General features: G+C 40.8%; 12 protein-coding genes. 9 read left to right on the top strand and 3 right to left on the bottom strand.

Features of this window, described 5'->3' with window-relative positions:
• The first annotated feature begins 290 nt into the window (after positions 1-290).
• The 7 genes from HWQ36_RS14650 (at position 291) to HWQ36_RS14620 (ending at position 5,981) form a co-directional block, all read left to right on the top strand.
• Positions 291-665 (top strand): hypothetical protein, encoded by a 375-nt coding sequence (locus HWQ36_RS14650; RefSeq protein WP_292703881.1) that lies wholly within the window; start codon positions 291-293, stop codon positions 663-665.
• Between the two features lie 145 nt (positions 666-810).
• Positions 811-1,065, top strand: a complete 255-nt coding sequence (locus HWQ36_RS14645) for a TIGR02450 family Trp-rich protein (RefSeq protein WP_289799331.1) — start codon at positions 811-813, stop codon at positions 1,063-1,065.
• Between the two features lie 628 nt (positions 1,066-1,693).
• Positions 1,694-2,560, top strand: a complete 867-nt coding sequence (gene bchL, locus HWQ36_RS14640) for a ferredoxin:protochlorophyllide reductase (ATP-dependent) iron-sulfur ATP-binding protein (protein WP_012410753.1) — start codon at positions 1,694-1,696, stop codon at positions 2,558-2,560.
• Between the two features lie 32 nt (positions 2,561-2,592).
• Positions 2,593-3,384: a DUF5331 domain-containing protein gene (locus HWQ36_RS14635; protein ID WP_292703877.1), complete on the top strand. Its 792-nt coding sequence runs from the start codon at positions 2,593-2,595 to the stop codon at positions 3,382-3,384.
• Positions 3,385-3,759: 375 nt separating this feature from the next.
• A complete protein-coding gene (locus HWQ36_RS14630) occupies positions 3,760-5,163 on the top strand; it encodes a ferredoxin:protochlorophyllide reductase (ATP-dependent) subunit N (protein WP_190891342.1) in 1,404 nt (467 codons plus the stop codon).
• Positions 5,164-5,335: 172 nt separating this feature from the next.
• Positions 5,336-5,599 (top strand): AbrB/MazE/SpoVT family DNA-binding domain-containing protein, encoded by a 264-nt coding sequence (locus HWQ36_RS14625; protein ID WP_292703873.1) that lies wholly within the window; start codon positions 5,336-5,338, stop codon positions 5,597-5,599.
• Positions 5,586-5,981: a type II toxin-antitoxin system VapC family toxin gene (locus tag HWQ36_RS14620; RefSeq protein WP_292703870.1), complete on the top strand. Its 396-nt coding sequence runs from the start codon at positions 5,586-5,588 to the stop codon at positions 5,979-5,981. The genes HWQ36_RS14625 and HWQ36_RS14620 overlap by 14 nt, the downstream gene beginning before the upstream one ends.
• 144 nt (positions 5,982-6,125) lie before the next feature.
• On the opposite strand, the gene HWQ36_RS14615 is transcribed toward HWQ36_RS14620, so the two are convergent.
• The 3 genes from HWQ36_RS14615 to HWQ36_RS14605 form a co-directional block, all read right to left on the bottom strand.
• Positions 6,126-7,358 carry a hypothetical protein gene (locus HWQ36_RS14615; protein WP_292703867.1) on the bottom strand — a complete coding sequence of 411 codons (1,233 nt, stop codon included), beginning with the start codon at positions 7,356-7,358 and terminating at the stop codon, positions 6,126-6,128.
• Between the two features lie 215 nt (positions 7,359-7,573).
• On the bottom strand, positions 7,574-7,906 hold the full coding sequence (locus HWQ36_RS14610; RefSeq protein WP_292703866.1) for a XisI protein: 333 nt from the start codon (positions 7,904-7,906) through the stop codon (positions 7,574-7,576).
• The gene (locus tag HWQ36_RS14605; RefSeq protein WP_292703863.1) at positions 7,894-8,310 is read right to left on the bottom strand and encodes a XisH family protein; all 417 of its coding nucleotides are present in this window, start codon (positions 8,308-8,310) and stop codon (positions 7,894-7,896) included. Before HWQ36_RS14605 ends, HWQ36_RS14610 begins: the two co-directional genes overlap by 13 nt.
• Before the next feature lie 301 nt (positions 8,311-8,611).
• On the opposite strand from HWQ36_RS14605, the gene HWQ36_RS14600 reads away from it, so the two are divergent.
• Both HWQ36_RS14600 and HWQ36_RS14595 read left to right on the top strand, forming a co-directional pair.
• Positions 8,612-9,169, top strand: coding sequence for a hypothetical protein (locus tag HWQ36_RS14600; RefSeq protein WP_094342489.1), 558 nt, complete (start codon positions 8,612-8,614; stop codon positions 9,167-9,169).
• A 77-nt stretch (positions 9,170-9,246) separates the two neighbouring features.
• The gene (locus tag HWQ36_RS14595; protein WP_292703859.1) at positions 9,247-9,891 is read left to right on the top strand and encodes a DUF3318 domain-containing protein; all 645 of its coding nucleotides are present in this window, start codon (positions 9,247-9,249) and stop codon (positions 9,889-9,891) included.
• Positions 9,892-9,919 lie beyond the last annotated feature (28 nt).

The raw sequence follows: 9,919 nt of genomic DNA, 5'->3' as shown, positions 1-9,919 counted from the left end.
TATCCCGTGAAGCAATTCCATAAAATATGTTATTTGTCAATATTGAGAGGGCTGGATATGAGTACCTATGAGTATTGTAGCACTTATATATAGTTGTCTATAATTGATATTTAAATAACTTATAGCATTTTTTAAGCAGCTGAGTTACACCCAAATCTTTTTTACCAAGGTTAGTACCTTTAAAAAGGTACTAACCTTGGTATTGGCAAGATTGCTAGTGTTGTTATGCGTTCCAAGGCTGGAAACGAGATTTGAAAAAGGATTTTAGTTGAAGTTGACACCAATGGAAAATGATTGATCCCTACGACTTTGAAGATGATGACTTTGACTTTGAGGATGAAGATTTCTTGAAAATAAAACCCATCAGCCAAATGACTGAAGGGGAAAAGCTACAGCGCTTTAAGCGGTTCTTCGATAGTAGTAGCCGTGCTATTTTGCAAAACTGTCTATTTCGGATCGTCAATGATGAAGATGGTACTGGCACGTTAGAAATTCTTTGCCCTAATGAAATCGTAAGACAACGCCTTTCTAAGAAAAAGCGCAAAATTACCAACAACATCAACACCTGCTGGAGCCATATCAGATGGTTTTCGCTATGTGTCCAGCAAGATAGTGAGTTGCATTGCCAGAAGTTTACCCGTAATGGTGATTTGGTGACATCTTAATTGGGGATGATGAAGAGGCAGAGGGGCAGGGGGAAGGGTGCAGAGGAGAAAGATGTAAGTTTTGTATTCTCTCCCTTGCCACCAGCTAATATCTCCCCTGCTTCTTCTCCATCCCCAATGACAAATGACAAATGACAAATGACAAATGACTAAAAAACAAAAATTTCCTTACCTAGTTGGTTCTAAGTGGACAGCACAGCGAAAAGTTGATGGCTGGCGGCACTTTCAAGTTGTCAATCGTAAAAATCAGGCTAAGTGGGTTTACGCTGAAATGGTTTCTGCTTGCGATCCGAAAGTCCGTTTCTGGATAAATGCCAAATTATTACAAGATAACTCCCAGTGGCAAGCTGGCTGGCAAACATTACAAGAAATCCACGGACTTGAAACTGAAGTGTCCTGATTTGCCTCTGCCTCCTTCCCAGTCTCTGACTGGGAATGCTCATCAAGAGGCTCTGCCTTTTAATTTAGTAAATTAATAATTTTTTACAAAATCACACTAACTTACTCTCAAGCAGCAATTAAATGGCTTTGACTATCGACTGAAAAGTGGCGATTTATCTGCGATACCTTCTCTACGAAACGCTACGCGAACGGTGAGCTACGCTAACGCAAATTCCAGTAGTATTTCTAGCATCAGGCTGCATATACCTCTCTTTGCCATTGTCCCTGCGCCTCAATGCCTTGAAAACAAGTTGCACGAACATCAGCTAATTCAATGAAAACCATTCAAAAAAGCCAATTTCAGATTTTTGTTTTTTGTAACTCTTTTTATAAAAATAGATAATAAAAACTTTTTATAGATGATTTTTAGAGCTAAATAAGACTTTTAAGCTAATGAAAACCAAAATACCCATAATTAAGTTTTAATTCATCGGATAAAACCGTTTTATAAATTAAGAGCCACTTTCTTTTCTAGGTAATTTGCCCAATAATGACATCAACAGACCTCACACATCGCCATCTCAGGAAAGGTGAAGGCAAATGTTTGAGCCACAAGTTTGACAAAAAGCTATAAGAGGGAAACAACAGTGAAACTAGCAGTCTACGGAAAAGGTGGTATCGGTAAATCCACAACTAGCTGTAACATATCCGTCGCCCTAGCTAAACGTGGCAAGAAAGTGCTGCAAATTGGTTGCGACCCCAAACATGACAGTACCTTTACCCTGACTGGGTTTTTGATTCCGACAATTATCGACACTCTCCAAGAAAAGGATTATCACTACGAAGATGTCTGGCCCGAAGATGTGATTTATAAAGGCTACGGTGGTGTTGATTGCGTAGAAGCTGGCGGACCACCTGCGGGTGCTGGATGTGGCGGCTATGTCGTAGGAGAAACCGTAAAATTACTTAAAGAACTCAACGCCTTTGATGAATACGATGTAATTCTCTTTGACGTTCTGGGTGACGTAGTTTGTGGTGGTTTTGCAGCACCACTCAACTATGCAGATTACTGCCTGATTGTTACAGACAACGGCTTTGATGCTTTGTTTGCTGCCAATCGGATTGCTGCTTCAGTCCGCGAAAAAGCCCGAACTCACCCACTGCGTCTAGCTGGGTTAATTGGCAATCGCACCTCCAAGCGCGACTTGATTGAAAAATATATAGAAGCTGTGCCAATGCCAGTTTTGGAAGTTTTACCTTTGATTGAAGATATCCGTGTTTCCCGTGTGAAAGGGAAAACTTTGTTTGAGATGGCAGAGCAAGATCCTTCCCTAGACTACGTTTGCGACTACTATCTCAACATAGCCGACCAAATTTTGGCTCGTCCCGAAGGTGTTGTACCTAACGACACACCAGATCGGGAGTTGTTCTCTTTGTTATCCGATTTTTATCTAAATCCGGGTAAACCCCAGGTTCCTAATTCAGAAGAGGAACTAGACTTGATGATTGTATAAATCACCAAGTTCTCAGGATGGGGGACAATAACATGGCATTCTTTCACAGCTTTACAGATTCAATAAAGCAAAAGTGGTTGCAATTTTTCCAGAATAATCGAGACTGGATTACCCTCCACATGCAAGTGGAATCAGTGTACACCCCTGATGGCGGGAAGCGACCACCTTCTTACCTCATCCTGGGAGTTCTTAATGCCCTAGAGCCAAAGCTAGCGCAGTTAATGTTGCCCTTTGCCAAACTTAATCCTGATGCCGATACCCTGATTGAGGTGCTGGATTTGCATTTTGACCCAGATTTCGCTCTCGGTAATCGCTTTGTCGTCAACCCAGATGTAGAGAAATACGTAGAAGAAGCAGCAGATGTCATTGACGAAAAGCCTGAAGAAGAAACATTGAGACATTCTCATGCAAATGGCTTTGCGTCGGTGGCGGTAGTTCAAGAGTTCGCAATAGTGGATTCTGAGGATGAAAGTCTGGAAATCAGCGAGTTGGAGGAAACCGAAAATGACTTTGGCGATATTTCCTTATCCAACGGACACGCTTCAAAAGATCAGTCTCTCGAAACCTCTAGTTTAGAAACAGATGAGTTTGGGGAAATTGCTTTCGATACAGATGCAACATCTGTAATGGAAGTAAAGCTAGATGACGAAGTGCTTGAAGATACTCCACTAGATGAGAATGCGTTTAAAGACGTGTTGTCAGATGTCTGGGGTGATGAAACAGCTTTGCAAAAGGCTCAAGAAAATAACGATTTTTTGGGGGAAGAACTGCCAGCAGGCGTTTTTGATGAATCAGAAATTGCCCGTCTCTTCCCCAACGCTTAATTATTGCCGTTCCTCACAATTTTAAGTTTTAGATTTGGGGTTTTGGATGAGGAATTAGGGAAATTGTCGTTAGACACAGGATACTTTTGTTGTCCCAGCCTTCAATCCAAAATTGTCAATCTAAAATCTAAAATTGGTTGACCTGCCATTAAAATAATTCGTAATTGATAATACTTCGGCTACGCTCAGTACAAGTTCGTAATTCGTAATTAAAGACTAGTGTTTCAGATTCTTATTTAGACACCGAATGAAAAAAACGCCACGGATAGATTTTCGTGAGTGCTTCTCCAAGAGTTGAGGAATTAAATCTAAAAATTACGAATTACGAATTACGAATTACGAATTAGTTAAACATCAAGGGGAGAAAAAACCAAAATGACTGTCGCTCAACAACCAGAAGCTTTAAGCTTTGAATGTGAAACTGGAAATTACCATACCTTCTGTCCAATTAGCTGCGTAGCGTGGTTATACCAAAAAATTGAAGATAGTTTCTTTTTGGTGATTGGGACAAAAACTTGTGGCTACTTCCTGCAAAATGCGATGGGGGTGATGATTTTTGCTGAACCCCGCTATGCAATGGCAGAGTTGGAAGAGGGGGATATTTCGGCACAGTTGAATGATTATGAAGAGTTAAAGCGGTTGTGCTTGCAGATTAAACGCGATCGCAATCCTAGTGTAATTGTCTGGATTGGTACTTGCACCACGGAAATTATCAAAACTGATTTGGAAGGTTTAGCACCGAAACTGGAATCTGAAATCGGTATTCCCATCGTTGTAGCGCGGGCAAATGGTCTAGATTACGCCTTCACCCAAGGGGAAGACACCGTATTAGCTGCTATGGCTAACCGTTGTCCTGATAAGTCTCCAGTGGCGGAAACAGAGAAAAGTGAACGGAATGCGATCGCTAAATTGCTCAACTTTGGTAAAAAGAAAGAAGATGTCGCCCAAGATGAGTCTGAGTACGTAGATCATCCACCCTTAGTTCTCTTTGGCTCCCTTCCCGACCCCGTAGTTACTCAGTTAACCTTGGAACTGAAGAAACAAGGCATTAAAGTTTCCGGCTGGCTACCCGCGAAGCGCTTCACAGAATTGCCAGTATTGGAAGAAGGGTATTATGTCGCTGGTGTCAACCCCTTCCTCAGCCGCACAGCTACAACCTTAATGCGCCGCCGCAAATGTAAACTAATTGGCGCACCCTTCCCCATTGGCCCCGATGGCACCCGCGCTTGGATTGAGAAAATCTGCTCGGTGTTTGGGATTACTCCCAAGGGTTTGGATGAACGGGAAGCTCAAATTTGGGCAGGTTTGGAAGATTACGTCAAACTGATTCGCGGTAAGTCTGTATTCTTCATGGGTGATAACTTGCTGGAAGTTTCCCAAGCACGATTCTTAATCCGTTGTGGGATGACGGTTCACGAAATCGGCATTCCCTACATGGATAAGCGCTATCAAGCTGCTGAGTTGGCATTGTTGGAGAAAACTTGCCAGGAAATGAATTCACCCCTGCCAAGGATTGTAGAGAAGCCGGATAATTACAATCAACTTCAGCGAATTTATGAGTTGAAACCAGACTTGGTAATTACTGGTATGGCTCACGCTAATCCGTTGGAAGCACGCGGTATTAATACAAAGTGGTCGGTAGAGTTCACTTTTGCTCAAATTCACGGCTTTACGAATGCGCGTGACATGTTGGAGTTGGTGACTCGTCCGCTACGTCGGAATAATAATTTGAAAGATTTGGGTTGGGATAAGTTGGTCAGAGAAGAAGCGAAAATTTAGATTTGAGTTTTGATTGAGCAACAGCATAATAGTATGTTATTGGCGAACTTTTGGGTTCGCCTTTTTTTTACGAACCGCAGAGGCGCAAAGAACGCAGAGGAAGAGGAGAAACGGGGATAATCAAAAATGCTAAAATTTTTATATTACTCTTAGTTTTTTACTTCTTAATCTAATGGAAATTACCAAATTGTCTCCCCAAGGACAAGTAATTATTCCCGAATCTTTGCGGGAAGCTCATCAATGGGAAGTAGGTCAAGAATTTATTATTATTGATATGGGTGATGGAATTCTTTTAAAGCCTAAGAAACTGTTTCCAGAAACTAAATTAGATGATGTAGCAGGTTGTTTAAAATATCAGGGAAAACCTAAAACTCTTGAGGATATGGATAATGCAATTCGCCAAGGTGTAGAGGAATCGTGGCATGATTGCAGTTGATACAAATATAATTGTTAGATTTTTGACTCAAGATGATGAATTACAGTTTCAAAAGAGCAGAGAAATTTTCCAGACTCAAGATATTTTTATTTCAGATACCGTAATACTTGAGACTGAATGGGTATTAAGGTTTGCATACAAGTTTAAGCCACATGAGATATGTACAGCTTTGACAAACTTGTTTGGTTTACCTAATATTTACCTGACTAATCTTAGTTTAATTGTTCAAGTAATTCAGTGGCATGAAAATGGCTTAGATTTTGCTGATGCTTTTCATCTAGCTCAAAGTCAGCACTGTTCTGAATTTTATACGTTTGATGAAAAGTTTGTCAAAAGAGCGAAGGGGCTGATGCAGTGCGAAGTTAAAAAGCCTTTGACTTAGGAAAGATGCAAACAAAGGAAGAGAGCGAACTTAGTACAGCTTTACTTAAAATCGTAGCGTTTTTAAACGCAGAGGGGCGCAGAGTCTTGCTAGATTTAATTCGCTACGAATGAATGAAATGCTGTACTTCGTCCACACGGAAGGCTATAACTCTAGAGGTTTGGATGGAATAATGTACATTAATTCTGCGCCGTCTGGTTTAATTTCTGTAGACGGAGTAAATTTAAGCCAGTCATGAAAGCTGATTCCTAATTGGGATATTGCTTGTACTTCTGTTTGATATGCTTCAAAACGGCGATTGGTTTCAATCATAGATTCCATTACTTCCAGCACTTGGGGAAGACGTTTATCAGCTTCTTTCTTCAAATCTTCGTGGCTTGGCCCAAACCAACCACCTTCAACCTCAACGCGAGTTAAAATTGCCACTGGCAAAGATTCTACCCATTCGTAAGGAACTGTTGCTATTTTAAATAAATTCTCACGTTCAATATTAAATACATCATTTTCGTCTAAAGTTGGATTAACCCATTGGTAAATTCGTGTCATTCTTCGTAAATCAATTACATCTTTAAACTTAGGCTGTAAATATGCTGCGGGGTTAGAAGTAAGTAGAATTTCAACATATTTCTCAGTACGAGAACGGATAACTTTTGCCCCTTCTTGAAAACGGCGAAGTGCTGTTTCGTGTTCTTCTAATTCAAGATAACAACGTGCTTCAGCTAGGTAGGCTAAAGATAAAGTCAGTAGATATTCATCAGCTATTTGGCTCTGTTCCTCAATTTCAATATCCGTGTATTCAGTATAAATATGCTCTGCTTCTAAGAAACGGTTTATAGCTTGCAGAGCGCTGCTTCTACGATTTTCAGTTTTGGTCATCGTAAACGCATTAATTGCTAACTCAATTGCAGCACGAAAATTAGCATAGAAACTAAGGTCAATTTTGCGGTTGACTTTGCTCAATAGTTCTTCTGCTTGTTTTAGGCGTTTTTCTAGCTCCTTGAGGCGCTGCGCTATTACAGCAAAGCCCATTACTGAAACACCAAGGCTAAGTACACTAGCAGCAGTAGTTATCTGTAGAATTCCTTGATTAAGTTGTAAACTTTGCCCAAGTTCTCCTAACTGATTTTCAATACCACCTAAACGCCCGTTGACATCAGCTAGTCCTTTCGCTGTGACAGCTGTATTAGCCCCTGAAACAACAAGGTTAAGTAAATTATTAGGAGAATTAGTTGGCGTTGGTACTAAATCTCTTAACCAAGTTACAACTTGTTTTGTTACAGCATCTTGAATTACACCGCCAGTTCGTACATATATACCACTAGCTAACCCCCTAACAATGTGAGGGGCAAGTGCAAAAGTTAATGTAAGTGCGTCCATAATATTCTCCTAGTTGGTAAAGCATCAGCAGCCCGATGTTTTATAGCAAGCCACTTATACGCAGCAAATATCTGCGCTTTACTCAGTATTCCCAATTTGAGTTTTATTCTGTCTAATAGCGATCGCACTTTTTAATGAGAAGATGCAGAGCGATCGCAGATACAATCATAAGTAAAGGAAATCGCTGCCTGTTGAACGCGGATTGAAACCAGCCCTCAATTAACAGCAAAGTCTGTATATTTACGCACAGATGGTAACTGAAAACCCAAAACAATATCTTCTTTTGGTACACCTAATTCAACCAACTCATTAGCAATTCCTACCTCTGTACCATCTTGCTGAATCCAGATTTTCTCGTCAATAATATCTAGATGGAGAACAGGCCCATATATACGATTTTGATCTCGCCAACCTACATAAACTAATTGATAACGATCGTGTTCTGTATCAAAAATTGTCTCTGCTTGAATGCGATTATCCCAAACAGTACTAGCGTGTTGTTGAAGCAAATTCTTAATATATTGTTGATATTCCTCTAGCTTTGCCATTGGGCGATCGCCTCCTGTTCAATATTATAAATTAGTAAACAGAGTTGATTACTTTGAATGACAGATTGGATAAATGGAAGTATAAAAAACTCATTATAGACAGTACTAGGAACTGCTAAATATAAAGTGCGATTGGCTTCTTGTTTTTGTAAAGCAATTCGGTAAATGATAAATTGTCCTAATGCAGCATAAAGTTCTGTGATTTTTGAAGGACTCAAAAAACTTTTAATTTCAACAGCTATTTTTTGTCCTTGTTTTTCGGCTGCAATAACTTTTTCTGCTCCTAAATCAATATATAGCTCAATGGTTCCCGCCTGGAGGGTATAAGGATCATGAGTGATTAACCACCCTTCTTTCTCAAGTGCTGTCTTGACAACTGCATGAAAAGCATCTTTAGCAGGCACAGGTTGAATTCCAATTTCTGGCGGTGTTTGATTTAAGAATTTCTATTTCAAGAATACATTGACAACCTAGCGAAACAACAATTTGAAGTGTGCTTCTTTAAGAATGAGTAAAAGTCCTCCAGAAAATATCATTCACAGCGCCGAACGATCATCTATTTTTCCTATCTCCAATTCCCAATGCCCGTGCCCTAATTGCATACTTATATGTAATCAGAAGTATCAACACCAACCTAAAGAACTACCCCTAGCAGGTTAAACTAGGTCTGGTAACAACTGCTCCACCGTTCCTTATGAGGCTTTTATGGGAGCTAACCTCAAACAGATTGCCAACTATTTAGACAACCTTGGTTGGGACTACCGTTTTGATGATGAAGAAGACCGGATAATAACAGGTGTAGAAGCTGATAACCTAGAAGATTTTCTGATAGTTGTCCAGTTGGATGAAGAGGGAAAATTTTTTCGGGTATTTGCCCCGCAAGTTCTGGCAGGAATTCAAGACCACCCTCACAAGGGAGTTATCCTACAGACAATGCTTGCCATTTCCTGGGAAACCAAAATGTTGCAATGGGAGTATGACCCGTCCGATGGTGAAATTCGTGCCATTATTGAGTTTCCTTTAGAAGACTCGATTCTCACCGAAAAGCAATTTCACCGTTGTCTGAGTGGGTTAATTCAGATTGTAGATGGTATAGCAATACCTCGCCTCAAAGAAGTGATGGCAACAGGTCTTGATCCGGGAAATATAGAACTTGGGGAAAGACTGTTACTCAGTATCCAAGAAGAAGCTCCAGGATTGTTAGATTTGCTAGAAAAGGCAATGGAAGCTCGAAAAAAGCGAGGAAGTTTTCCTAACGACTGAGACGGATCATCACTTAAATCGCTATACTCCAAAGTGATACCCTCACTATATACTGAAATTTTCTGGGGCTGGATATTATGACATCCTATGCAACCTCCTCTGCCAAAGCGGAAATGAGTGAACTACGGCGGTTGAAAGGCTTACTACCGCCAGAATTACAGAGCTGGGTTACGGTTGAAGGCACAACTGAGGTCAATCCACCCCTGGTTCGCTGCGAAGAAATTGGTAAAGACCAGGTAGAAATTCAAATTGACTTGGTGAAATGGGATGCCCTCGCAATGGATCAGCGTAATCTGCTGTTCTGGCATGAAGTTGCCCGCGTTCAAAATGACACAATTCCTAAAGATGGTTGGGAAATGGCAGCACTAGCCATCGGTTTAGGTGGTGCTGTAGGCGAATTGTGGGTACAAGATGGATTACTACTGGTGTTAGCTTTGTCGCTATGCGGCGTGTCAGGCTGGCGACTGTACCAAAAGAATAGTGGGGAAAAGCAACTAAGAGAATTGCTCAATGCTGATGAGAAAGCGATCGCTTTGGCAACTCGTTTTGGTTATAGCCTCCCCAATGCCTACAAGAGTCTTGGTAGCGCCTTAAAAACCCTGATTGACAATACCCCTAGTAAGCGCCAACGGTCGAGATACGAAGCAAGACTCTCTGCCCTCAAACGCAGTGCCAATAAAGCAAAAGCTAAATCTAGAACTCCAGATGAGGACGCACTGTAAAAACTAGAAAGTAGCTTGGGTGGGTATC

The organism is Nostoc sp. NMS2, assembly GCF_017115105.1.
Lineage (GTDB): Bacteria > Cyanobacteriota > Cyanobacteriia > Cyanobacteriales > Nostocaceae > Nostoc.
The sequence above is the reverse complement of the archived record's forward strand: the minus strand, read 5'-3'. Positions and strand labels throughout refer to the sequence as shown.